Consider the following 21,858-nt stretch of genomic DNA (forward strand, 5'->3'; position numbering starts at 1 on the left):
CAGTTCATGGGCGACCAAGGTTTGTTTGTTAAATTATTTTATAAAAGATTAATCTTAATAATAAAGGATGTTTAAATGTTTAAAAGTTTATAACTTTCTTAATTTATTCGTCTTAGCTTTAACTTTTGGTGTTGAATACTGGTGTAATTTTTAAATAAAACCGGTTTGTTTTATCGTTTTATTTTCAGGTGTTCAAAACTGCCAGGTTTTGAACATTTTATTAAAATGATCCAATCCAGTTCTTAATATCCTGTAATCCTTTATGATTCCACTCATCTGATGCTCTTTGTTCAATATAGTTTAAAAACAGGGTGTCAATAATTGAAAAAATTTTAAAACAAAAAAATGATTTTTCCACCACCAGGCCCTCAAGTTCATCCTCGTTATGAGACAGATCTGTTTTTGGGGTTTTAAGACCGGTGATATTAAAACTGTCGCCTTTAATGGTAAATTTATATTCATCTTCATTTATTTTACAGATCAGGTTAATCTGGGTAACAAAGGCCCCTTTCTTTAAAGCGGTGGTGCCTTCTTCAAGACCGGCCTGGTCGCCTTTGATGGAAATTTTTTCCTTTGATTTATCCCCCAGGTTATTTTCAAGAACAATTGAATTACCCACTTCAAGTGTTACAGCATCTTTTGAATTTAAAAGGGCGGAAACAGAATGGTCGTTTTCAATTAAAAACCAGATCCAGGTTAAAAACTCATTGCCAAGAAATTGGTATTTATTATACGCGGTTGCAATATCAAGCATAAAGATTACCTCGAATATTTTACAGGGACAAGGGAGAGCACTTTGTCTTTCTGCGGATTTAAAAAATTTGATTTGGTTTCAACAATGGTATAAGGAAACAGTCTGATGGGCTTTAAATTAAAGGATTTCAAAAACAGGGTTTCAAAAAACTCATTGGCTGCTTTCTGTGTGGTATACAAATAGAGATTGCTTTCTTCATAATTCCAGAGCACATCATATATACTGGGGATAGAAGGTATTTTATGCATTAAAATATCAATGACCATTTCTTTTATTTCTGATTTTTCATTTTTAGAGACAAAATCTCTGCCTGATTTCTCCTTCTTTTTTTCAATTTCAATGGCCATGTGTTTTTGAATGACTTTAGCTGGAATGGACCGTTTATCAATTCTCAGTGAAAAAAGAAAATAGGTTGCAAATTGAAACGAAAATTTTTCAAAATCCGGATTATACGGACTTTCAACCGGGGTCCACCCGGCAGATATTTCATCATATTCATTCTCTGTTTTTGGGATGGAATGTTTGATTAAACCGTTTCGCACTTCTTCTGTTATTGAACCCTCAAATTGTCCATCAATATGATACCGACTGACAGAGTGTGTTGAAGAGATTAATCCCATACTGTATCCTTAGTTAATATTTGGTTATAAATAATTATTTTTATACATAAATAATGTTCTTCGTGTACCGGGTCTTTTTATCATAGTTTAATCAAAATAAACAGAACTCTTCTGGTATCCCCCAAGGGCATCCGGTATTTGGTTTAATATGTTTTTTACCAGATAGTTAAGCATTGACTTTTTTTAACTGTTTACTTATTCAGCATTTTATTGTATATTCTAAGGTTTAAATTAGTCATTAAAATTATTTCATTAAATAAAAGAGGGGATAATATGAAAAAAACAATGCAGACGATTGATGGAAATACTGCAGCAACCCATGTGGCCTATGCCATGAGTGAGGTGGCTGCCATATATCCGATTACACCGTCAAGCCCGCTGGGTGAAGTCGCTGATACATGGGCGTCAAAAGGCAGAAAAAATATATTCGGCCAGGTGTTGAATATTAAACAGATGCAATCTGAAGCTGGTGCAGCAGGAGCGGTTCACGGGTCCCTTGCGGCAGGCGCACTTACATCGACCTTTACGGCATCCCAGGGACTTTTGCTTAAAATACCCAATATGTATAAAATCGCCGGAGAACTGCTTCCCTGTGTTTTTCATGTAACGGCCCGTTCTATTTCCGGCCATGCCCTTTCTATTTTTGGTGATCATCAGGATGTCATGGCCGTCCGTCAGACCGGTTTTGCCATGCTGGCATCAAATTCAGTCCAGGAAGCCCAGGATATGGCATTGGTTGCCCATTTGGCAACGGTTGAAGGGCGGGTTCCCTTCTTGCATTTTTACGATGGATTCAGAACATCCCATGAAATCCAGAAGATAGAAATGATTGATTATAAAGATATGGCAGCACTGTTTAATTATGATGCATATAAAGCATTTAAAAGCCGTGCCATAAATCCGGAACATCCCGATACCAGGGGAACGGCCCAGAACCCGGATATTTATTTCCAGGGCAGAGAAGCTGCAAACGCCTATTATCTGAAAATTCCCGCCATTGTGAAAGCGTGTATGAAAAAGGTCAGTGATCTGACCGGACGGGAATATAATTTATTTGATTATGTGGGGGATCCGGAAGCTGACAGAGTGGTTGTGGCCATGGGGTCCGGTTGTGAAGCCATTGAAGAATCCATTAATCAGCTCAATGCCCAGGGGGAGAGACTGGGACTCATAAAAGCACGGCTTTACAGACCCTTTGATGTTCAAAGCTTTTTGCAGGCACTTCCGTCATCCGTTGAGACCCTTACGGTACTTGACAGGACCAAAGAATCCGGTGCCATCGGGGATCCGCTTTACATGGATGTGTGCACGGCCTTCATGGAATACGGCGAAAGTCCGAAAATCGTTGGCGGCAGATATGGTTTGTCTTCCAAGGAATTTAATCCAAATATGATCAAGGCTGTGTATGACAATATGAAATCTGTTCAGCCGAAAAATCATTTTACGGTGGGGATTATTGACGATGTTACCCACACCTCCCTTGATGTAAAAACCGGTTTTAACCCGGCGCCTAAAGGAACCATTGCCGCAAAATTCTGGGGGCTGGGGGCTGACGGAACCGTTGGTGCAAACCAGAGCGCCATCGCCATTATCGGTGATAACACGGATAAATATGCCCAGGGGTATTTTGCCTATGATTCAAAAAAATCAGGCGGCCTGACCGTATCCCATTTAAGGTTCGGGGATGTGCCCATCCAGTCAACCTACCAGATTGATAATTCTGATTTTGTTGCCTGTCATAAATCCAATTATGTGGAAATTTATGATGTTCTCAAGGGCATAAAAGAGGGGGGGACTTTTCTTCTGAACTCACCCTGGTCTGTTGAAGACATGGAAAAATATATTCCCGGCGATGTCAGAAAGACCATTTATGATAAAAATCTTAAATTTTTTAATATAGATGCCGTCAAAATTGCCGGAAAAGTTGGTTTGGGTGGCCGGATCAACATGATTATGCAGACCTGCTTTTTTAAGCTGGCCAATGTTCTTCCCGTTGAAACCGCCATCCGTCTTCTCAAGGAAGATATAAAAGCAAAATTCGGTAAAAAAGGTGAAAAAATTGTTTCCATGAATATGGAAGCCGTGGATAAAACCCTGGATCACCTGATTGAAATCACAGTTCCGGAATCCTGGAAAGAGGGGGGTCGCACAGAAAAAACAATTGAAAAGGCCACGCCATTTGTGGATGAGGTCATGCGAAAAATTAATGCCCAGGGCGGAGATGATCTTCCGGTTAGTGTGTTTACACCGGATGGTGTTTTTGAACAGGGAACCGCCCAATATGAAAAAAGAGGGGTGGCCATCAGCGTACCGGAATGGATTCCTGAAAATTGTATTCAGTGCAACCAGTGCGCCTTTGTGTGTCCCCATGCAGCGATTATTCCGATTGTCGTGAAAGAAGAAGAGCTTACCCAAGCGCCTGGAACGTTTGTTACGGTTGATGCGAAAGGCAAGGGCATGGAAGCGTATAAATTTAGAATTCAGGTGAACCCCCTGGATTGCCAGGGATGTGGAAACTGTGCAGATATCTGTCCTGCCAAAACCGTTGCCCTTGAAATGAAATCTGTGGCCAGTCAGATTGAAGGCCAGGTGGAGAATCATAAATTTTCCAAGACCATTCCGTTTAAAACAGATCTTCTTAAAAGAGAAACCGTTAAGGGCAGTCAGTTGTTTCAGCCCCTGCTTGAGTTCTCCGGCGCATGTGCCGGCTGTGGAGAAACCCCTTATGCGAAACTGTTAACCCAGTTGTTTGGCGAAAGAATGACCATTGCCAATGCCACTGGATGTTCATCCATCTGGGGCGGGTCAGCACCGTCAACGCCATATTGCACCAACGCAGATGGGGAAGGCCCGGCATATGCCAGTTCCCTGTTTGAAGACGCGGCTGAATTCGGCTATGGCATGATGCTGGCCACGACTACCCGGCGAAAAACCCTGGCGGCAAAAGTCACACAAGCGCTTGAAACCGATATATCGCCAGAATTAAAGGATGCATTAAGCGGTTGGCTTGCTGGAAAAGACGATGCCGAAGCCTCTAAAAGATATGCACTTGAATTAAAAACCCTGTTAAAAGGCGAGACCGAAGGTCTCCTGGCAGAGATCTATGATGAACAAGATATGTTTGTAAAAAAATCTCATTGGATCTTTGGTGGTGACGGCTGGGCATACGATATTGGATTCGGTGGTCTGGATCATGTTCTGGCATCGGGAGAAGATATCAATATTCTGGTAATGGATACGGAAGTGTATTCCAATACCGGTGGTCAGTCTTCAAAGGCTACTCCCACCGGCGCCATTGCAAAATATGCCGCTTCCGGTAAAAAAATCGGTAAAAAAGATCTGGGCCGTATGATCATGAGTTACGGGTATGTTTATGTGGCATCCATTTCCATGGGCGCGAACAAAAACCAGACCTTGAAAGCCATCCTTGAAGCGGAAAAATACCCAGGACCCTCTTTGATTATCTGTTATGCCCCCTGTATCAACCAGGGGATCAGAAAAGGTATGGGAAAATCCCAGCTGGAAGGTAAACTGGCGGTGGATTCGGGTTACTGGCCACTTTACCGGTATAATCCCGAATTGATCAAAGAAGGGAAAAATCCCTTTATTTATGATTCTAAAACGCCGGATGGTACCTTGCAGGAATTTCTTGGTGGTGAAACCCGATTTGCAGCCCTTGAAAAGAGTTTTCCTGAAGAATCCAAGCGGTTGAGAGCAAAAATTGAAGAAGAAGTGGCCGATAAATATACCATGTTTAAAATGATGGCAGACGCCGGTCAAGAAGAAAAATAGCGCTTTCGTCAAATCCTTCATATCTTAAAACGGGCCGGAATACAGATTTCCGGCCCGTTTTAAATCTAAAACAGTCCCAGTCCCATCTTGAATCAGGTGAAAATTTTCTTTACTAAAGATACGGGGTTGTATATGGTATCGGAAATTTAGCTTTAACACATGATGAATGGAAAGAAAATTATGGTTAGAAAAAAGGGTGTTTGTGTGCTGTTATTTATCGGCATTTTTTTTACCCTTTACAGTAACCGTGGATGGGCTTCAACCCTGGTTCATCATTCTCATACCCCTTCTTCCATTACCCTGCCGGACATTCAAATTGTAAAAGGCATCATAAAACAGGGCGATACCGTATCTTCGTTATTGAATAAATACCTTCCGTTAAAAACCATATATGAGATCAGCCGGCGCAGTTCAGATATTTTTAGTCTGGCCCGTATCAGGAAGGGAAAGCCGTATAAAATTATTTTTCAGGAGAACAATCTGATTGGATTTGAATATGAAATCGATAAAAAGAACCGATTGGTCATTCAAAGAAAAAAAGATATATTTTCCATAAACCGATTGCCCATTGAATATAATGCGCATCTTGAAGTAATATCTTCCACCATCACATCCAGTTTGTTTGAAGCTGTTAAAAAATCAGGAGAGCACATCAAACTGGCATTGAACCTGGCGGATATTTTTGCCTGGGACGTTGATTTTATAAGGGATATCCAGCCCGGAGACCAACTCAAGGTTCTTGTGGAAAAACACTATCGCGATGGAAAATTAGTGGGGTATGGCAAAATTCAGGCTGCGTTTTTTACAAATAACGGTAGGCTTTTTAAGGCCTTTTTATACAAAGATTCAAATGGGGTATCAGGATATTATGATGAGAATGGCGTATCTCTTCAAAAAGCATTTTTAAAAGCCCCCCTTGAATTTTCACGGATTTCATCCAGATTTACCAAAAAAAGACTGCATCCCATATTAAAAGAATATCGCTCTCATCCGGGCGTAGATTATGCGGCACCAAAAGGAACCCCCATTAAAACGGTTGGAGACGGTATCATCACGGAAATCGGCTATAACAAGGGAATGGGAAATTATATTAATATCCGCCATTACAATGGATATATTACCCAATATAATCATATGTGCAAGTTTGCCAGTGGTATGAAAAAAAAGAAAAGCGTGCTTCAGGGGGATGTGATCGGATATGTCGGCATGACCGGTTATGCCACAGGCCCCCATCTGGATTTTAGGATGAAGAAAAATGGAAAATTAATTGATCCGCTCAAGCATAGACCGGTATGCGCAAAATCGGTCAAACCGGATGAAATGCGACTGTTTATGGCCATAACACACAAATTGTCCACAAAAATTTTAGCCGTTCACACGCCTGAAGCATCCGATAAAACGCCCACGTAAAAAATAAAAAAGAATTGCTGCATCATCTATCCGCACATAAATTGAAAAAAAATCCCGCCGTGATGTTTGGGGTGTTACGGTGATAAAGAAAACAATAGGATCCAGTATCCATTAATTGAAAATGGAGGCCTCTAATTGTCTAACGAATCCATCAGCGAGCGGTTTGAGAATATTTTTAAACTGTTTGCCCGTAAAATAGCCCTCACGTTTTTCCGGAACGGGGTCATTGAAACACAATTAACCTATGATCAATTACATCATGATATGAATCTGTTTTCCAATTTTTTTTCGGCCAGGGGTCTGGAAAAAGGAGACCGGGTTATCCTGCTGCTTGAAAAGTCAGTGATCAGTGTTGTGGCTCATCTCGCTTTATTAAAAACAGGTCTTGTGGGTGTTCCCCTGAATCCAGGGTTTAAAAAAAATGAACTGAAATACCTGCTCAAGGATGCCCAGGCAAAAATGATCCTTGTGGACCCGGATAAAACAGAACGGATAAACGCCATTGATCCTCACATAACCCTGGTCGAAATACCAACCCATCGTCCCTATGCAGCGATCAATTTTTTCAGATCTCATGGATCCTCTTCCCCGGATTCAGACATATCACAAAGCGATGCGGGGTTGATTGTTTATACGTCAGGCACAACCGGTCATCCAAAAGGCGCTGTCCTGACCCACGGCAACCTGGTTTGTGATGCAGAAAATATTATTTCAATCTGGAAAATATCCCCAACAGACGTCCTTTGTCATGCCCTGCCCCTGTTTCATGTACATGGGCTTTGCTTTGCATTGAATACAGCTTTGCTGAGCGGTTCCCACGTGCTGATGCTGGACCGTTTTACGCCCAGGACCGTCCTGGAAAGACTATCGTCAAAAAATCCTGCCACCACCTGCAGCATTTTTATGGCTGTTCCTGCCATGTATTCAAAACTATTGGATTTTTTAGGGGATCAAACCATTGATGTGTCTCATATACGGTTATGGGCCTCTGGTTCAGCGCCTCTTCTGGAAAAAGAATTTGACCGGATCACACGAAAATTTGGTAAAAATCCAGTGGAAAGAGAAGGCATGTCAGAAACCGGCATGAATTTTTCAAATCCGTTAAATGGTGAAAAAAAACCGGGAAGTATCGGGCTTCCCCTGCCAGGGGTGTCCGTAAAAATCGTGTCTCCTGAAACCGGCAGGGGTGTTAAATCCGGGGAGACGGGTGAAATCCGGCTGAAAAGTTCTTCTATTACCAGAGAATATTGGCAAAAGCCGGCTGAAACAAAGGCAGCCTTTACAGATGGTTGGTTTAAGACCGGTGATCTGGGAAGAAAAGATACAGACGGGTATTATTATCTGACAGATCGGATAAAACACTTGATTATCACGGGGGGGGAGAATGTTTCCGCCAAAGAAGTGGAAACCGTTATCCTTTCTGTGGAAGGCGTGAAGGAAGCATCTGTGGTGGGGATACCGGATGAAACCTGGGGGGAACGCGTGGTGGCCCTGATCGAAAAAAAAACCGGATCTGACTTGAGCGCGTCTACAATTAAATGTGTGTGCAAACAACAATTGCACGACTTAAAATGTCCAAAAGAAATTCTGTTTACAGACCATATTCCTAAAAATACAATGGGTAAGGTGTTAAAGAAACAGGTGAAACAGTATTTTCAATAAAAAAGGAAAAAAGGGCATGGCAAATCCGATCCGATTAACGGCAGTCAAGGGGCTTAAACCCGGAGATACATTTGTGTATCAAAAAACATTCACAAAAGCAGAAACTGTGATATTCGGCGATATGACAAGGGATTACAACCCGGTTCATTATGACCAGCGCTGGACAGACGAAAAAGGGTTTAACGGGTTGATCTGTCATGGACTTCTGGTCGGCTCAATGATCTGTGAATTTGGGGGCCAGGTGGGATGGTTGGCCACTGGCATGGGGTTTAAATTCATCCGTCCTGTCTATTTTGGAGATACGATCCAGTGTGTTGTAACCATTACCCAAATTGAAGAAACCGGCCGGGCAGAAGCAACAGCGGTCTTTACGAATCAGGACAAAAAAAAGGTCTGTGATGCCCATATGACAGGTCGCCTGCCCATGAAAAAAGCAAAAGAAATTCTTAAAGCCATGATAGAGGAGGGTGATCCGACCAATGCATTGGCTGACAAACAATATCCGTTAATGGGACCTTCTTTTGAACCTGGTATTTCTTAACGTGTCCTTTTTTTTCCAACATAAGGGGAAAATTTAATTATAGAAATATCCGGATAAGCAGTCGTGTTCAAGATCATTTTATAGCCTTGATCTCATAGTTTCATCGTGCTAAACTTTTTTTAATTTTTTTAAAAAAAGGAACTGCTGATCGTTAAAGCGGAAATGGCCCAACAGATGTTGCCGAAAATGGATAATAAAGTAAAAGAAGAAGTGGCTGCTCTCAACCTGGGCAATAAAATCAGAAATCTTCGTAAACTAAGAGCATTAACCCTTCAGGAAGTTTCAAATCTGACCGGGCTTTCCAAACCCTTGCTCTCCCAGATTGAAAACAACATTGCAGCCCCCCCCATTGCTACATTGATTAAGATTTCCACAGCGCTGGGGGTTAAAATAAACCATTTTTTTCGGGATCATGAAATGGGAGACCGGATTGTGGTGGTAAAAAAACAGGAGCGGTATAGTGTAAAAAAATTATTTCATCATAAAAATGAATCCACGGTTGGATATCGTTGGGAGTCTTTAGCCTATCCCATGGTCGGAAAACAGATGGAGCCGTTTATTGTGGAAATAGAGCCCAGAAAAAAAGAGGCACTGCTGTATAATGACCACAAGGGAGAAGAGTTTCATTTTGTATTGGAGGGTACGCTTGAGTTCCGAAGTGCAGAACAGGCCCACGTGCTCGAAAAAGGGGACAGCATTTATTTTGACTCGAGTATTCCCCATGCCCTGCGGGGGATTAATGGTATGGCAAAAGCATTGATTATTATCTATGCATCCAAATAGAAAAGGGTCTACCATGAGATATCCCATTTTTTCAAAGAACATAAAAGATATAGTATCCCTTGTCATACCTAGCGGCAGGTGAACTGTAAGGCCAATCGTTTCATCAATGGAGAAAAATATGACCCACAATTTTCTAAAGGAAATTGTCACTTTGTTTTTGAGAATGGACCAATATGCCATCGATATTTATCAAAATTTTTCACTTTCTTCAGACAACAGGGAGTTAAAAAAATTCTGGGAACAAATGATGCAGGAAGAATCACGACATGTGGTTTTCTGGAAAGACCTGTTAAAATTGGTAAAGGATAATGGGATCCCCCAAATTTTTCACCACCCGGACATAACATTAAAAGAGTTAAAAGAAAATTTTAATAAAATACTGGCCCTTTCAAAAAAAAGCTCAGCATCCACAGGGATATCAGAAAGTTTTGTTTTAGCATTTCGCCTGGAATTTTATATGCTTCATCCTGCCCTTGAACAACTTTGGCATTATTATGGCATTATTCGAAAAGACGCGTATACTCCCGGTCAAGCGTATGGGCATCATTTACAAGGATTTATTGGTGCGATGCGTAAATTCGGTAAGGCGTCAATTGAATTAGAAGCACTGGGGGAAACGGTTGAACGAATGTGGGTGTATACGAAAAGCATGGCGCAACAAACAAATATCGATGAGCTGACGGGAATTTTAAACCGGCGGGGACTTTTTGATACCATGACATCATCAGCGTATCTGGCAAAAAGGAATACATTTAATTCAGCGGTTTTAATGATCGATATCGATCATTTTAAACAGGTTAATGATACCTTTGGTCATCAAAAAGGAGATATCGTGTTAAAACAGGTTGCTGATATTATACGAACAAATATCCGGACCAGTGATATTTTTGGCCGGTTTGGAGGCGAGGAGTTTTTAATTTTCTTTCCTCAAGTTGAACAAGAGAGTATCCACCCGCTTGCCGAAAAAATAAGGCTGTCCATTCAAGAAGGAATGCGACACAGTGTCCCTGTCACTGTCAGCATTGGGTGCGCGACTGCAAAAATTGCCGGAATCGTTGAGGATGAAATTCATGAACTTGTAAAACAGGCGGACACCCATATGTACGCGGCTAAAAGTATGGGAAGAAATAAAGCGGTCTGTTAATGGCCGCAGCAATATTTTTTCAAAAATAAAAAGGAAAATAATGTCAGATTTAAAAACTGAAAAATTAGCCGTACTTATAGATGCAGAGAATGCCCAACCGGCTATTGTTGAAGGATTATTGACGGAAATCGCAAAATATGGAACTTCAAATGTAAAGCGGATTTATGGGGATTGGACATTGCCGGACCTGAAAGGATGGAAAGAGGTTTTGTTGCGCTATTCCATCCAGCCCATCCAGCAATTTAGATATACCACAGGAAAAAATGCCACGGACAGTGCCATGATAATAGATGCAATGGATTTACTTTACACGAAAAATTTTGATGGTTTCTGTGTTGTTTCCAGTGACAGTGATTTTACAAAACTGGCATCAAGGATAAGGGAAGCCGGCCTTATTGTTTATGGCTTTGGAGAAAAAAAAACACCGGAACCGTTTGTTTCAGCCTGTGATAAATTCATCTTCACCGAAGTTCTCCGATCAAAAGATGAGGATGCCTTAGGGATTAATCGAAAAACAACATCAGAATTAAAGCAGGATACAAAGTTGGTGAATGTGTTGAGAATGGCGGTTGAAAATTCTTCTGATGATAGTGGGTGGGCCCATTTGGCCTCTGTTGGCAGCCATATTGCCAAACAAGCCCCGGAGTTTGATCCGAGAAATTATGGGTATAAAAAATTAGGTGAGCTCATAACCGCAACAAAATTATTTCAGATTGAGGAAAGAGAAGTGGGTGACGGACATTCAAAGGCGTTATACTTAAAAGATATCCGAAAAAAATAAACCCATTTCCGAGTCCCATATTACATTTTGCCGAATTTAAGGGCTGCTGTCATTGGCCGCTGATATTTTTTTAGACCAATGTCCGGGATGGGTATCCTTATACCTTGGAAATTTTGAAAATTTTTTCCAGGATGGTTTCCATGGGACAAAGGTTTGTAAAAGCAGATTGTAAAAGGTTCAGCCCCACAAAGGCCGTAAAAAGGAGCCAATAGTGGGAATGAAGCTGTCCAAGGATTAAAGATACGAGAATTAATGTGCCGGCAATGGCTCTGATATATTGTTCCATTTTCATGATTTACCTCATGTGTTTGTTTTAGAACCCCCGGGGGTTATTTCTGTCTATAATCTTTATAATTGATACCATATTTTCCAGCCTTATAAGAAAATTTACGGACGGTAATGCCAATGAGTTTTGCTGCCGCATGAATATTTCCCCGGGTATTTTTCAAAGAATCCATGAGTATTTCTTTTTCAAGATGTGTCACCGCATCTTCAAGGGAGAGGGGAAGGGTTTTGGATTTGTTTCCGGTTTGAAGGGTGGCGGGAAGATGATAACTGTGGATGGCGCCTTCATTACAGAGGATGACGGCTCGCTCTATACAGTTTTCAAGCTCTCTTACATTTCCCGGCCAATGATATTCCATCATCATGTCAATGGCCGGGGTCGTGATCCGTTTGATTTGTTTTCCATGTTCTTTTTTGTATTTTTCAAGAAAGTGATCGGCCAATAGAATGATATCGGTTTTCCGCATTCTCAGGCTGGGAATATAAATAGGGAACACGTTCAGCCTGAAATAAAGATCATCCCTGAATTTGCTTTGCTGGACCATCTCTTCAAGGTTTGAATTGGTGGCCGCCACTATTCTGACATTGGATTTAATGGGTTTGTATCCCCCTACCCGTTCAAATTCTTTTTCCTGCAGTACTCTCAACAGTTTGACCTGGGCAGAAAGGGACATATTCCCAATTTCATCTAAAAAGATGGTGCCTGTATCCGCCACTTCAAATTTCCCTTTTTTCTGTTGGGAAGCCCCGGTAAACGCACCTTTTTCATGGCCAAACAATTCACTTTCGATAAGGTTTTCCGGGATGGCGGCACAATTAATTTTGATAAAGGGTTTCTGGTTTCTTTCACTGTTATAATGGATGGCATTGGCAACCAATTCTTTTCCTGTCCCACTTTCTCCCCGGATGAGAACCGTTGCTGAAGAAGAAGATACCTGGGAGATCATTTGAAGCACTTCTCGCATCTTGTTGGAATTTCCAATAATATTGGTAAAACTGTATCGATTTTCCAGGGCTGATTTCAGGCGGATGTTTTCGGTTTTGAGCTGTTCTTTTTCCACCCGGATGGTTTCAATATGGATAACATGATGGGCCACCATGGTGGCCACAACCGACAAGAGTTTTTCTCCCTTTTCCAGGGACTGTTTGCCTTCAAAGGGTCGATCCGCACTGATGGCACCCACCACCCGGTTGTCTTTTTTTATGGGCACGCAGATAAAAGAATACTCCCGGCCTTCTATAATATCCCTTGAATGGGTTTTATCAAGAAACAGCGGTTCCTTACTGATGCGGGGAACCACCGCGGACTCTCCATTTTGGATGACCCTTCCAATAATGCCTTCACCGGGAAGATATTTGATTTGACGCGTGGTCTCTTCGGAAATGCCATGGGCCATTTCAATCCGTATTTCTCCGGTTTCAGAGTTGATCAAAAAGATGATCCCCCGGACCAGATCCATGGATTCCGATAGAACACTTAATACCTTGAACAGGGATTTTTTCATGTCCATGTGTTGGTTCAGTGATTCACTGATTTGATATAAAAAAGAGACTTCTTCAGAAAAATTCATTTATTGTCGTCCGTATAATAAGTTACAAGTTCAGCGCTTACTCTCATCCTATTATTGTCATACTTTATTCATACACAAGGCTGTCCGGATAGTATTACATAAAATCTGATACCAGAACAAGGGATAATGTTTTGCCGGGTCTAAACCGGCGACGCCCGGATGGAAATCCGTTTTCGGATACAGGGGAGGCGCAGACCAACGACCCGTTTGCCCGCCGGGATTTTTCTTGATAAAAGTAAATATTAATGGAATAATACGACCTTTTTTATAAAGATTTAAATAAAAAATCAATAACAGGATTGTGATGGGAAAAGATCGATCTGTAAACATAGAGAAGAAACGAGATTCCGGCAAATGTGTAACATTTGTGATCGGGGGCTGCAGAAGTGGGAAAAGCACTTTTGCCCTGGATCAGGCCAACCGGGTGCAGGGCAAAAATAAAATTTTTATTGCCACATCCGTGCCAACCGATTCTGAAATGGAAGATCGGGTAAAAAAGCATCAACAAGAGCGGGGAAAAGACTGGCAGACCATTGAAGAACCCGTGAAAATTCATGAAACAATAAATAAATTTTCTTCAAAAGCAGGTGTCATCCTTGTGGACTGCCTGACACTCTGGGCGTCCAATCTTTTGTTTCAGTCATATACGCCGGATCAAATTGATGGGGCGCTTCAACAACTGGAAACGTCTCTTGAGCAGTGCCAGTGTCCGGTATTTCTGGTTTCCAATGAAGTGGGCACCGGGATTGTTCCGGAAAACAGGCTTGCCAGACGATTCAGGGATGTTGCCGGGCTGGTCAATCAACGGACGGCAAAAACGGCAGATAAAGTCGTGATGATGGTTGCCGGAATTGACTGTCAGATAAAACCAACCCCCTAAATCAAAGGAAACCGGTTAACCGTGCAGAAAAAACAGCCCCACAGAGGAACCGCAATGTTTAACCATCACAAGGAAGTAAATATCCATGCAATATAAGTATATTTTCGGGCCGGTGCCGTCTCGGCGGCTGGGTCTCTCCCTGGGGGTTGATCTGGTTCCCCATAAAACCTGCAGTCTGGACTGTGTCTATTGTGAGTGCGGGAAAACCACCCGGTTAACCCTTGAGAAAAAAGAGTATGTCCGGTTTGCCGAGGTGAAAAAAGAACTGGATCATTATTGGCAGCACAATGCAGATCCGGACTATATCACTTTTTCCGGGTCGGGCGAACCCACATTAAACAGCAAGCTTGCCCAGGTGATTGAGTATATTAAGAAAACAAAACCACAGATTAAGGTGGCGGTTCTGACCAATTCAACCCTTTTTTCTGATCCAACCGTGCGGCATGCAATGTTAAAAGCAGATTTGGTGGTGCCGTCTCTTGATGCGGTTTCAACATCGGCATTTATCAGGATTAACCGGCCCCGGAAAGGGTTGGAGATCCATGAAATTATAAGGGGTATTGAACGGTTTGCAGCAGAATATACGGGACGTATCTGGCTGGAGGTGTTTGTTCTTCCAGGGATGAATGACAGCCGGTCTGATTTGCTGCTGCTGAAAGATGCGATACAACGGATTCAACCGGATCGGATACAGATCAATACCCTGGATCGGCCGGGAACTTTAGCCGGAATTGAACCGGCATCAAGGTCACAACTTGAACGCGTGATCCGGATTCTGGGGTTCCCCAATAGCGAAATTATCGCAAAGGTGGATGGAGACATCCAGGCCCGGATACACAGAGAAGATATCAGGGCCGCCATCGTGGAAACCATTCATCGAAGGCCCTGCACAAAGCAGGATTTGCTGCAGATGCTGGGGGTTGAAAAACACGTGCTGGATGCCTGTATCCATGGTCTTGAACAGGAAAAGAAAATTATTGGAAAATCCCAGGAACGGGGTGTTTTTTATCAGACAGTAAAAAAATCATGATAACAAATACGGTTATACGAGCGTTAAGCGGTGCGATTTTGTTTTTACAACCAGGGCATTAATCGCTGAAAAGGAACAGATGAAATGATACTCGGCCATGGTGGAAATATTAAGGAACTGGCAAAAACAATGGGCTGCAGCGATAGTGATATTATTGACATGAGCAGTAATTTAAATCCGCTGGGACCGCCGGAAACAATAGAAAAAGTCATTTGCGACAATTTAATGGACATCAGATCCCTTCCTGAACCGGATGCAGAGACCATGAGAAAAGGGTTTGCCGGATTTCACGGGATAGACCACAATACCGTTGCAGCAGGCAATGGCACCACCTGGTTTATTTACACCATCCCCAAAGCCCTGGGATCAAAAAAGGTATTAATTGCCGGCCCCACCTATTCGGATTACAAGGATGCCTGTCTCATGCATAATATTACTTTTACCCATTGCCTTGCAAAAGCCTCAGAACTATTTGTTCCGGATATGGATGACCTGTCCCGGATGGCCCAGGAGGCGGATACGGTTTTTATCTGCAATCCCAACAATCCCACCGGCTCACTATTGTCACGGGAAAAACTGGTGTACCTGATTCAAAAACATAAAGATACGATTTTTATCATTGATGAATCCTATCTTCCGTTCGTGGATCAGGCCCGGGAGATTTCCCTGGTATCATACACGGGATACGAGAATCTGATCGTGCTGTCCTCCATGTCAAAAATATTCAGGATACCCGGGCTTCGTACCGGGTTTTTAAGTGCCGCCAGGGGGCTGATTGAACAGATCATGGTCTATTACCAGCCATGGAGTGTGAATGCACTGGCCCAGGCAGTGATCAACCACATTTTTGACCATCCTGAAAGGATAGAGCCCTTTTATCAACGGACAAGGGATTTTATCACATTAGAAAAGCAGGTGTTCCTTGAAAGCCTTAAGGATATTAAAGCGTTACAATGGGTGGATTCCTGCACCTATTTTCTTTTAGCCCGTTTGACCGGTGACATAACCTCAACGGCGTTTTGCCGGCGGATCGGGCAGCACAAAATACTGATCCGGGATTGTGCTAATTTTATAGGGTTGTCAGATCAGTATGTCAGATTTTCGCTAAAAAAAAGACCCATCAATGCCCGTCTGGCAGATCTGATAAAACAGGTGGTTAACCATGATTGATCTTCACTGGACCATTATACCGGCCGCGTTTATTCTTGATGTTCTCCTGGGGGATCCAAAAAGATTACCCCACCCGGTCATTTACATGGGCAAAGCCATCTCTTTTTTTGAAATCCGGTTCAGGCGCTATGTCAAACCGCCCCTGGTTTCAGGATTTTTCTTTGCCGGCAGCCTGATTCTCTCTACATGGCTCATCGCCTTTATCACCATTCGAGTGAGCATGGGGGTTCATCCTGTTTTTGGATATGGTGTCCAGGCGATCCTGCTGTTTTTCTGTTTTTCATCAAAAAGCCTTGAAAGAGCTGCGTTAGATGTTTTGGCCGCCCTGGAAAAAAAGGATATTGAAACCGCCCGGGAAAAGGTCTCCAGGATTGTCGGCCGGCAGACGCAACATCTGGATCAAACGGCCATCACAAGGGCCAGTGTGGAAACCGTGGCTGAAAATTTTGTGGACGGGTTTTTATCTCCCTTGTTTTTTGCCGTGATCGGGGGCGTGCCGTTGGCCCTGGCTTACAAAATGGTCAACACCCTGGATTCAATGGTGGGATATAAAAATCACACGTATCTTTATTTTGGCCGGGCGGCTGCTCGAATGGATGATGTGGCCAATTTTTTCCCGGCAAGGCTCTCGGTCCTTATCATTGCCTTGAGTGCAGGTCTCCTGTCGTTTAAAAACGGTATGCTGGCATTAAAAACCGGTATTTTCCAGGGGTCTCTCCATAAAAGTCCCAATGCCGGATATCCGGAAGCCGCTTTTTCAGGTGCCCTTGAAATAAAGCTGGGGGGTCCCAATATGTACCATGGCGATCTGGTTGAAAAGCCGTTTATCGGAAAAGAATTTAAAGACCCGGAAAGTAAAAAAATACAACAGGCCTGTGACCTGATGATGTTCGGTTCATTGATTGCCACCCTGATATCATGCGGTATTGCGTATGTTTTTTCAGGTTAGGGGGATTACCGATGCCTGATTTAAAACCAGCTGATTCCCCAATGATGGAAAAACGGTTCAAACTTGGCACCACGTCTTTTATTTTTCCGGATCATATCATCCCCAATGTTAGAAAACTGGGGGCTTTTTTTGATGAAATTGAATTGCTTGTTTTTGAAAGCCAACCCGAAGATGTCCTGCCATCAAATGAAGATGTGCAAACCCTTTTATCTTTATCCCAACAGCTGAATTTGACTTACAATATCCACCTTCCCTTTGATGTGAGTCTCACCGGCGCGTCTCTGGAAAAAAGACAAAAAGCGGTTGACACGCTTTTAGGGGTCATTGATCGGTTTGCACCCTTGACACCCACCACCCACACCCTTCACCTTGACATGCCGCCGGAAATGAAAAAGGAAATCCCCCATCAGCGGTTGCTGAAAAAGTGGCAGCAAAGAACCCGAAAAGGCCTTGATTCACTGCTCACCAAACTGGCCCATCCGGGAATTATTTCCATTGAAACCCTTGATTATCCTTTTTCCCTGGTGGAAGATCTGGTTGCTGAATTTAACCTGTCCGTGTGTATTGATGCCGGCCACCAGATAAAGTATGGACACAACCTTTTGGAAACGTTTGAGAAACATCAGTCCAAAACCCCTGTTATCCATTTGCATGGGGTATCATTCGCCCATGGGCCGGTGAAAGATCATACCGCTCTTGACAAGTTGCCGGACCATCACTTCAGACAAGTTCAGACGATTCTGGAAAAATTTACAGGGGTGGTCAGCCTTGAAGTGTTCAATTTTGAGAACCTGAACCGCTCTTTAACCTTTCTTTCAAGGCGGTTTAAAAACATCCCTCTGCCAAACTGTCACACACAAGCAAGATCGCCTTTACTTTAAAATTCAAAGTGTATATTGAACAAATGAAATATGAGTACCTGCAGGGTTTATTGTCGGCTGCCAAAAGCAAACATTTCAGAATCCTTTGAACGCCCTGGCCTTTCAAGAAGTCGACTTTACTGTCTGATGCAACATTATAATTTGAAAAACAATTGAGGTTTGTCTCTCCTTTGCGACAGTCCCATTTTTGCATCAAATTTTAAAAATCATTAAATTTTCTTATAAGTTCAGTTAGTTGTCACTTCTGCACAGTAAATATATTCCAACTTATCTTAATCCCGCGACAAAATAAAAAAACGATATATTTTATAACTATCTGAAATTTAAAAAACATTTATTTTTTTGTATTGGCATAAAAATTGTAATAACTAAAACATGTCATTATGTAAGAAATATTATTAAAGGTATTCTAGGAGAATTATGAACATTATCCTTTTCATTCATCAGAACTCTTCCAAAAAAGGAGCGATCTTTAAACACGTTATTGATCATAATTTTAATCAGATTGAAATTCAAATATTTCAGACCGTTAAAGCGTTCAAAACAAGATTGAAACAAGCTTTGATTTTCGAGAAAGAAATTTATATTATATTTATAGATTCTGAAAATAGATTAAAAGAATTAACCTTGTTGATTGATTTGCTGGAAAACAAACGCATTCTTTTAATTCTTCCGACTGATTTAAGTGCCATTTTATCTGTCGCCCATCAATTTTTTCCAAGGGTTTTTACTTTTATAAATGACACCTATGATGACCTTTGTGCCGTACTAACAAAGATGATCAATCAAGAAACAAAAAATATAATGTCATATGGTAAGGGAGGAAATTAAGATGGCCCAATTGGTTGAAACAATGAACCAGGCAATTAAGGCGACAACGATCAAAACTGGGAAATACCTGACCTTTACTTTGGAGACGGAAGAATATGGAATCGGTATTCTTAAAGTCAAGGAAATCATCGGTATGATGCCGAGCCGAGCACTTTTGTTCCAAGAATCCTGGAATTTGTAAAAGGGGTTATCAATGTTAAATTCCAATGAGCGTTTGAAATAAGGACCGTCATAATGGCTTATGAAAGTATCAATGAAGTGTTAGATAAATTTTCTTGTGAGCTTGTTCTTGTAGATTCCGGAGAACCAAAAAGCTTATCTGCTTTATTGCCCATTCTTAAACAACTCCATTCTCAATGCATGAGATTGTCATTAAACGCTGAGGCAAAAAAGGTTTTAAAATCAAAAAATATTATTTATGACGGTGTAAAAAATAATTATCAAAATGTAAGTGAGCAAATAAGTGAGTTAGAAACGTTTATATCTGAATTATCAAAATCTATAAAAGGCTTAAATTTTAATGAGCAGATTTCAAAAATTCCGGAAAATAATACCGTAAAAACCGAAGACAGTTTAAATTTTCATGATTACCAAACATTAGACATAAAACTGGATGAACTCACACTGCTGATCGGTGCTTTTTGTCCAGGAGATATACCGGCTTTTGGGGTAATGTTAAATTGTCTGGATGCCCTTATTAACGCCTCAAAAATAATTGAACCGCCTACCTTTTATCACATATCCGGTGTTTGCAAAAAATATATGGAAAACATGATGCTGGAAAATATTAACAATACCAAACCCATAGAGGAAGCCGTGGTATTGTTAAAAGCTATTTTAAGCCATCTAAAAAAAGGAGAGGTCTTTGCCTTTGATTATGCAGATGTTCTTGAAGTATTGGGAGTAAAAGTTTTAGAAGAACAAAGACCTAAAAAAAACGAACCAAAAGAAGTGGCGCCTGTCATCGAAGTTCAAACAGAATTGAAAAAAGTATCAGACGATGATATGGAAATTCTGATTGATTTTGTATCTGAAGCCTGGGAAAATTTGGATACCATTGAGGTAAACCTGATTGATCTGGAGCAGGACCCGTCGAATAAGGATATTATCAACGATATTTTCCGCCCCTTTCATACCATTAAAGGTGTGTCTGGGTTTTTGTCCCTCACCAAAATAAACAAACTTGCTCATACCACAGAAAATCTTTTGGATAGTGCTCGCAGTGGAGAATTTTTGATTAATGATACGGCCACAGATGCGATTCTTGAATCCGTGGACACATTAAAAATACTTATTACCAGGGTCCGTCAGGCAACAGAGACCGGGTTCATACAGCCAGATGATGATATTGACGTTAATGGCTTGCGAGAGAGGCTCCAAACGCTTCAGGTTGCGTTAACAAAAAACGATAAAGAGCCTTTGGGTGCAATTCTGATCAAGAAAAATATGGTTGATCAGGATTCCCTTGATCAGGCCCTTAAGACCCAGAAAAATCAACCGGGAAAAAAAATTGGGGAGATTCTGGTTGAATCAAAAAAGGTCCAACCCAAACAGATTGCCTCAGCCCTGATGGATCAAAATGTAGCTAAACGGAAAGCAGATACCCAGGTCAAGGTGAGCACTCAGAAACTCGATGACCTGGTGGATTACGCAGGCGAACTGGTGATTGCCCAGTCCATGCTAAAACAGAAGACCATACATGACTCGTCATTGAGTCAAAATGTATCTCAATTGGGGCAAATTGTTACCAATATGCAGACCATCGTCATGTCCATGCGTATGATTCCCATTAAAGCCACATTTATGAAAATGATACGGCTTGTCAGGGATTTAGCAAAAAAATCAGGTAAAGAGGTCAATTTGGTCATGGCAGGAGAAGATACGGAAATCGACAGAAATGTAGTGGATGCCCTATATGAACCCATGGTCCATATGATCCGAAATTCTGTCGATCACGGGATTGAAGCAACATCAGACCGTCTTGCACAAGGAAAACCCGCCCAGGGTGAAATTGTTCTCCGTGCGTATCATAAAGGCGGACATATCATTATAGAAATAGAGGACGATGGTAAAGGACTTGATAAGGACGGAATTCTTGATAAAGCGAAAAACACTGGGCTTATCACCGGGGGCGAGAAAATGACCGATGCCCAGGTGTATGACCTGATCCTTCAGCCCGGGTTTTCCACTGCAAAACAGGTTACGGATGTGTCCGGCAGAGGCGTGGGCATGGATGTGGTCAAGTCTGGAATAGAAAAATTCAGGGGGCAGTTGAATATTGAATCTTTTATAGGAAAAGGAACAAAATTTACCGTTAGTCTGCCCCTGACGCTTGCGATTATTGATGGTATGCTGGTCGGCGTGGATGTCGAAAAATATGTTATCCCAACCAGTGCTATTCAAAAAGTGTTCAAACCCGGTAAAGATGACTATTTCACGGTGGAGGGAAAAGGCGAGATGGTTATGGACCGTGGCAGACTGATTCCCGTCATCCGGCTGAATGAAATTTTTAATAGCAGCAGTCAGAAAAAATCCCTTCAAGACTGCCTTGTTGTCGTGGTTGAATCCAAAGGAGAAAAAAGAGCCCTTCTTATTGATGAGCTTTTAGGTAAAGACGAGTATGTCATTAAAAGCCTGGGCAATCGTCTTGAGGATATTGAGGGGCTTGCTGGAGGAGCGATTCTTGCTGACGGTCGTGTGGGCCTCATCCTTGACATCCATGGAATCTTCAGTATTGTTTCGAAAGCGTGAGCACCGGCTGTTAAACGAAAAAG

Annotated in this window: 19 protein-coding genes; 15 read left to right on the forward strand and 4 right to left on the reverse strand. The window is 41.9% G+C overall.

What is annotated here, in order from left to right; translation table 11 throughout:
• Nucleotides 1–220: 220 nt before the first annotated feature.
• Nucleotides 221–754, reverse strand: coding sequence for a hypothetical protein (locus Q1Q15_RS00185; RefSeq protein WP_300454944.1), 534 nt, complete (start codon nucleotides 752–754; stop codon nucleotides 221–223).
• 5 nt (nucleotides 755–759) lie between these two features.
• Entirely contained in the window at nucleotides 760–1,374 is a 615-nt protein-coding gene (rdgC, locus tag Q1Q15_RS00190; RefSeq protein WP_300454946.1) for a recombination-associated protein RdgC, read from the reverse strand.
• Between the two features lie 273 nt (nucleotides 1,375–1,647).
• Between rdgC and nifJ the strand changes: the two genes are divergently transcribed.
• The 7 genes from nifJ to Q1Q15_RS00225 all read left to right on the forward strand — a co-directional run bounded on the left by nifJ (nucleotide 1,648) and on the right by Q1Q15_RS00225 (nucleotide 11,487).
• On the forward strand, nucleotides 1,648–5,166 hold the full coding sequence (gene nifJ, locus Q1Q15_RS00195) for a pyruvate:ferredoxin (flavodoxin) oxidoreductase (protein WP_300454949.1): 3,519 nt from the start codon (nucleotides 1,648–1,650) through the stop codon (nucleotides 5,164–5,166).
• A gap of 180 nt (nucleotides 5,167–5,346) precedes the next feature.
• Nucleotides 5,347–6,576, forward strand: a complete 1,230-nt coding sequence (locus Q1Q15_RS00200) for a peptidoglycan DD-metalloendopeptidase family protein (protein WP_300454952.1) — start codon at nucleotides 5,347–5,349, stop codon at nucleotides 6,574–6,576.
• A gap of 135 nt (nucleotides 6,577–6,711) precedes the next feature.
• Nucleotides 6,712–8,238 (forward strand): AMP-binding protein, encoded by a 1,527-nt coding sequence (locus tag Q1Q15_RS00205; protein WP_300454954.1) that lies wholly within the window; start codon nucleotides 6,712–6,714, stop codon nucleotides 8,236–8,238.
• Nucleotides 8,239–8,254: 16 nt separating this feature from the next.
• Complete coding sequence (locus tag Q1Q15_RS00210) at nucleotides 8,255–8,779, forward strand: MaoC/PaaZ C-terminal domain-containing protein (RefSeq protein ID WP_300454957.1); 525 nt, start codon at nucleotides 8,255–8,257, stop codon at nucleotides 8,777–8,779.
• 186 nt (nucleotides 8,780–8,965) lie between these two features.
• Complete coding sequence (locus Q1Q15_RS00215; protein WP_300454959.1) at nucleotides 8,966–9,562, forward strand: cupin domain-containing protein; 597 nt, start codon at nucleotides 8,966–8,968, stop codon at nucleotides 9,560–9,562.
• Nucleotides 9,563–9,680: 118 nt separating this feature from the next.
• Entirely contained in the window at nucleotides 9,681–10,706 is a 1,026-nt protein-coding gene (locus Q1Q15_RS00220; protein ID WP_300454961.1) for a GGDEF domain-containing protein, read from the forward strand.
• Nucleotides 10,707–10,746: 40 nt separating this feature from the next.
• Nucleotides 10,747–11,487: an NYN domain-containing protein gene (locus Q1Q15_RS00225; RefSeq protein WP_300454964.1), complete on the forward strand. Its 741-nt coding sequence runs from the start codon at nucleotides 10,747–10,749 to the stop codon at nucleotides 11,485–11,487.
• A 97-nt stretch (nucleotides 11,488–11,584) separates the two neighbouring features.
• Here the strand turns inward: Q1Q15_RS00225 and Q1Q15_RS00230 are convergent, their stop codons facing one another.
• Together Q1Q15_RS00230 and Q1Q15_RS00235 are read right to left on the reverse strand one after the other, a co-directional pair.
• Nucleotides 11,585–11,779, reverse strand: a complete 195-nt coding sequence (locus Q1Q15_RS00230; protein WP_300454967.1) for a DUF2892 domain-containing protein — start codon at nucleotides 11,777–11,779, stop codon at nucleotides 11,585–11,587.
• 37 nt (nucleotides 11,780–11,816) lie between these two features.
• Nucleotides 11,817–13,343 carry a sigma 54-interacting transcriptional regulator gene (locus Q1Q15_RS00235; RefSeq protein WP_300454970.1) on the reverse strand — a complete coding sequence of 509 codons (1,527 nt, stop codon included), beginning with the start codon at nucleotides 13,341–13,343 and terminating at the stop codon, nucleotides 11,817–11,819.
• A 304-nt stretch (nucleotides 13,344–13,647) separates the two neighbouring features.
• Here Q1Q15_RS00235 and cobU point away from each other — a divergent pair, with 304 nt between their 5' ends.
• The 8 genes from cobU to Q1Q15_RS00275 all read left to right on the forward strand — a co-directional run bounded on the left by cobU (nucleotide 13,648) and on the right by Q1Q15_RS00275 (nucleotide 21,835).
• Nucleotides 13,648–14,223 carry a bifunctional adenosylcobinamide kinase/adenosylcobinamide-phosphate guanylyltransferase gene (gene cobU, locus Q1Q15_RS00240; RefSeq protein WP_300454973.1) on the forward strand — a complete coding sequence of 192 codons (576 nt, stop codon included), beginning with the start codon at nucleotides 13,648–13,650 and terminating at the stop codon, nucleotides 14,221–14,223.
• 85 nt (nucleotides 14,224–14,308) lie between these two features.
• Nucleotides 14,309–15,253, forward strand: coding sequence for a radical SAM protein (locus Q1Q15_RS00245; RefSeq protein WP_300454975.1), 945 nt, complete (start codon nucleotides 14,309–14,311; stop codon nucleotides 15,251–15,253).
• A gap of 84 nt (nucleotides 15,254–15,337) precedes the next feature.
• Nucleotides 15,338–16,423 carry an aminotransferase class I/II-fold pyridoxal phosphate-dependent enzyme gene (locus Q1Q15_RS00250; protein WP_300454978.1) on the forward strand — a complete coding sequence of 362 codons (1,086 nt, stop codon included), beginning with the start codon at nucleotides 15,338–15,340 and terminating at the stop codon, nucleotides 16,421–16,423.
• Nucleotides 16,416–17,372, forward strand: a complete 957-nt coding sequence (gene cbiB / locus Q1Q15_RS00255; RefSeq protein ID WP_300454981.1) for an adenosylcobinamide-phosphate synthase CbiB — start codon at nucleotides 16,416–16,418, stop codon at nucleotides 17,370–17,372. The genes Q1Q15_RS00250 and cbiB overlap by 8 nt, the downstream gene beginning before the upstream one ends.
• A gap of 11 nt (nucleotides 17,373–17,383) precedes the next feature.
• Nucleotides 17,384–18,253: a cobamide remodeling phosphodiesterase CbiR gene (gene cbiR, locus Q1Q15_RS00260; RefSeq protein ID WP_300454982.1), complete on the forward strand. Its 870-nt coding sequence runs from the start codon at nucleotides 17,384–17,386 to the stop codon at nucleotides 18,251–18,253.
• 420 nt (nucleotides 18,254–18,673) lie between these two features.
• A complete protein-coding gene (locus Q1Q15_RS00265; RefSeq protein WP_300454985.1) occupies nucleotides 18,674–19,084 on the forward strand; it encodes a hypothetical protein in 411 nt (136 codons plus the stop codon).
• Nucleotide 19,085: 1 nt separating this feature from the next.
• Nucleotides 19,086–19,265, forward strand: a complete 180-nt coding sequence (locus Q1Q15_RS00270) for a hypothetical protein (RefSeq protein WP_363320842.1) — start codon at nucleotides 19,086–19,088, stop codon at nucleotides 19,263–19,265.
• A 53-nt stretch (nucleotides 19,266–19,318) separates the two neighbouring features.
• Nucleotides 19,319–21,835: a chemotaxis protein CheA gene (locus Q1Q15_RS00275; RefSeq protein ID WP_300454988.1), complete on the forward strand. Its 2,517-nt coding sequence runs from the start codon at nucleotides 19,319–19,321 to the stop codon at nucleotides 21,833–21,835.
• Nucleotides 21,836–21,858: the final 23 nt, after the last annotated feature.

This window comes from Desulfobacula sp. (assembly GCF_030145145.1).
Lineage (GTDB): Bacteria > Desulfobacterota > Desulfobacteria > Desulfobacterales > Desulfobacteraceae > Desulfobacula.

Excerpts from the sequence above, each read along its gene's own strand:
- Q1Q15_RS00200 (WP_300454952.1), top strand. The coding sequence starts at position 5,347 with ATGGTTAGAAAAAAGGGTGTTTGTGTGCTGTTATTTATCGGCATTTTT.
- Q1Q15_RS00230 (WP_300454967.1), bottom strand. The coding sequence starts at position 11,779 with ATGAAAATGGAACAATATATCAGAGCCATTGCCGGCACATTAATTCTC.
- Q1Q15_RS00270 (WP_363320842.1), top strand. The coding sequence starts at position 19,086 with ATGGCCCAATTGGTTGAAACAATGAACCAGGCAATTAAGGCGACAACG.
- Q1Q15_RS00210 (WP_300454957.1), top strand. The coding sequence starts at position 8,255 with ATGGCAAATCCGATCCGATTAACGGCAGTCAAGGGGCTTAAACCCGGA.
- Q1Q15_RS00275 (WP_300454988.1), top strand. The coding sequence starts at position 19,319 with ATGGCTTATGAAAGTATCAATGAAGTGTTAGATAAATTTTCTTGTGAG.
- Q1Q15_RS00235 (WP_300454970.1), bottom strand. The coding sequence starts at position 13,343 with ATGAATTTTTCTGAAGAAGTCTCTTTTTTATATCAAATCAGTGAATCA.
- cbiB (WP_300454981.1), top strand. The coding sequence starts at position 16,416 with ATGATTGATCTTCACTGGACCATTATACCGGCCGCGTTTATTCTTGAT.
- Q1Q15_RS00265 (WP_300454985.1), top strand. The coding sequence starts at position 18,674 with ATGAACATTATCCTTTTCATTCATCAGAACTCTTCCAAAAAAGGAGCG.
- Q1Q15_RS00225 (WP_300454964.1), top strand. The coding sequence starts at position 10,747 with ATGTCAGATTTAAAAACTGAAAAATTAGCCGTACTTATAGATGCAGAG.
- Q1Q15_RS00185 (WP_300454944.1), bottom strand. The coding sequence starts at position 754 with ATGCTTGATATTGCAACCGCGTATAATAAATACCAATTTCTTGGCAAT.
- nifJ (WP_300454949.1), top strand. The coding sequence starts at position 1,648 with ATGAAAAAAACAATGCAGACGATTGATGGAAATACTGCAGCAACCCAT.
- Q1Q15_RS00250 (WP_300454978.1), top strand. The coding sequence starts at position 15,338 with ATGATACTCGGCCATGGTGGAAATATTAAGGAACTGGCAAAAACAATG.
- Q1Q15_RS00245 (WP_300454975.1), top strand. The coding sequence starts at position 14,309 with ATGCAATATAAGTATATTTTCGGGCCGGTGCCGTCTCGGCGGCTGGGT.
- rdgC (WP_300454946.1), bottom strand. The coding sequence starts at position 1,374 with ATGGGATTAATCTCTTCAACACACTCTGTCAGTCGGTATCATATTGAT.
- cbiR (WP_300454982.1), top strand. The coding sequence starts at position 17,384 with ATGCCTGATTTAAAACCAGCTGATTCCCCAATGATGGAAAAACGGTTC.
- Q1Q15_RS00220 (WP_300454961.1), top strand. The coding sequence starts at position 9,681 with ATGACCCACAATTTTCTAAAGGAAATTGTCACTTTGTTTTTGAGAATG.
- cobU (WP_300454973.1), top strand. The coding sequence starts at position 13,648 with ATGGGAAAAGATCGATCTGTAAACATAGAGAAGAAACGAGATTCCGGC.
- Q1Q15_RS00215 (WP_300454959.1), top strand. The coding sequence starts at position 8,966 with ATGGATAATAAAGTAAAAGAAGAAGTGGCTGCTCTCAACCTGGGCAAT.